Here is a 1565-nt window from a genome sequence, read left to right on the forward strand (position 1 = left end):
AGACATCAACCAGAAGCTATTGGAATCACATTAGATTCTGATGGCTGGGTTAATATTGATAGCCTGATCATGCAAGCTAATCAACATGGAGAATCTCTTACTAGAGAGTTGCTTGAGCAAGTTGTTAAAACAAGTGATAAAAAACGTTTTACGATTTCAGATGATGATCTAAAAATACGTGCAGCGCAAGGACATTCAACTCAACAAGTAAAAATTAGCCATGTAGAACAAATACCTCCAGATTTTTTATATCATGGCACAGCAACTCGATTTATTGATTCCATTAAAAAACAAGGATTAGTTGCTGGTAGTCGCCATTATGTCCATTTATCTGATAATGAGAAGACTGCTAATATAGTAGGAAAAAGGCATGGTAAACCGGTAGTATTAAAGGTAAAAGCCTTGTTAATGCATCAACAAGGCTTTAAGTTTTATCTAGCTGATAATGGAGTTTGGTTAACCAATACTGTTCATACTAACTTTTTGATATTTGACTAAACCTAACCTAATTAAATTCTCTCGGCTTTATATCGTGCTGATTCTTCTTTGGCTTGTTTTAACCATTCATCAAAGCTATAGACATTACCCCTGTCCTCCCATCCAGGGGAAGCAAAAGTATGAACAAAGTATACTTTCGGATTACCTGATTTATCAAAACCATCAAAACAAACGATATCATCAGTATTAGAAGCTTTGGCAAATGGTATCAGTTTTCTAGTTGGGTATTGTTTTTTTATCTCGAATAACCATTGTTTAGCAAAATTTTCAAATTCATACAAAAACCACCATGGTTCTAAATCTAGAATATCTTTCTTAGAAACAATTTTCAAAAAAGATAGCGGATATTTGAATCCTTCGGGTAATTCTTCTTTTGAATATAAGTAATGAGCCATATTCTTAATCCTTAGGTTTGTCACTAATGCGAGGCGGAGTACTTGAACCATATGGATTATTTTTACTAAATCCACTTGACTGTTTATTAATTCTTCCTGTTATTGCCTCTCCCCAAGTTGTAGGTACAAATCCTTTTCTAGGATCAGAAAACCTATTTACTTCAGCAGGTGAAAGCTTATCATCAAAATTTCTAACATTAGCTTTGTAACTATCCCCTAAAATAGTACAGCATAAAAGTAGAAAATTCTCTTTATTAATCCATTGAGGATTTAAGCATGAAAAAAATGACTGAACATCAAATCGTATCTATTTTAAAAGAAGCCGAAGCCGGTATCCCCGTCAAAGAACTCTGCCGTAAATATGGCATCGGCAATTCAACTTTTTATAAATGGCGTGATAAATACGGTGGTATGGAAACGTCCGATATCAAACGTTTAAAGGAGCTAGAGGCTGAAAACCTTAAGCTTAAGCAGATGTTTGCTGAGCTCAGTTTAAAATCTCAGCTTCAGGAGGAAATCATAAAAAAGCTATAGTGCCTACTCAAACACGTAAAGCTTGGGCTGTACAACTGCAAGAAAGTCATTCTGTTACTATTGCCATGAGCTGCGCTATTGTTAGCTTAAGTCGCTGCGCTTACTATTATCAACCTAAATTACCGGATGATTCAGTGA

Annotated in this window: 3 protein-coding genes and 1 pseudogene; 3 read left to right on the top strand and 1 reads right to left on the bottom strand. The window is 35.0% G+C overall.

The window, feature by feature from the left end:
* The coding region (locus BHC51_RS00895; RefSeq protein ID WP_100153111.1) for an RNA 2'-phosphotransferase at window positions 1–498 on the top strand (498 nt) is incomplete at its 5' end.
* 11 nt (window positions 499–509) lie between these two features.
* Here the strand turns inward: BHC51_RS00895 and BHC51_RS00900 are convergent.
* Window positions 510–893, bottom strand: a complete 384-nt coding sequence (locus BHC51_RS00900) for an SMI1/KNR4 family protein (protein ID WP_100153031.1) — start codon at window positions 891–893, stop codon at window positions 510–512.
* Between the two features lie 26 nt (window positions 894–919).
* Between BHC51_RS00900 and BHC51_RS12905 the strand changes: the two genes are divergently transcribed.
* Window positions 920–1102 carry a hypothetical protein gene (locus BHC51_RS12905; RefSeq protein ID WP_143558688.1) on the top strand — a complete coding sequence of 61 codons (183 nt, stop codon included), beginning with the start codon at window positions 920–922 and terminating at the stop codon, window positions 1100–1102.
* A 67-nt stretch (window positions 1103–1169) separates the two neighbouring features.
* Window positions 1170–1392, top strand: a pseudogene (locus BHC51_RS00905) (transposase); the annotation flags it as partial.
* Between the last annotated feature and the right edge of the window lie 173 nt (window positions 1393–1565).

The organism is Snodgrassella alvi (assembly GCF_002777745.1).
Lineage (GTDB): Bacteria > Pseudomonadota > Gammaproteobacteria > Burkholderiales > Neisseriaceae > Snodgrassella > Snodgrassella alvi_D.

Coding starts and splice junctions, on each gene's coding strand:
- BHC51_RS00900 (WP_100153031.1), bottom strand. CDS start 893: ATGGCTCATTACTTATATTCAAAAGAAGAATTACCCGAAGGATTCAAA.
- BHC51_RS12905 (WP_143558688.1), top strand. CDS start 920: ATGCGAGGCGGAGTACTTGAACCATATGGATTATTTTTACTAAATCCA.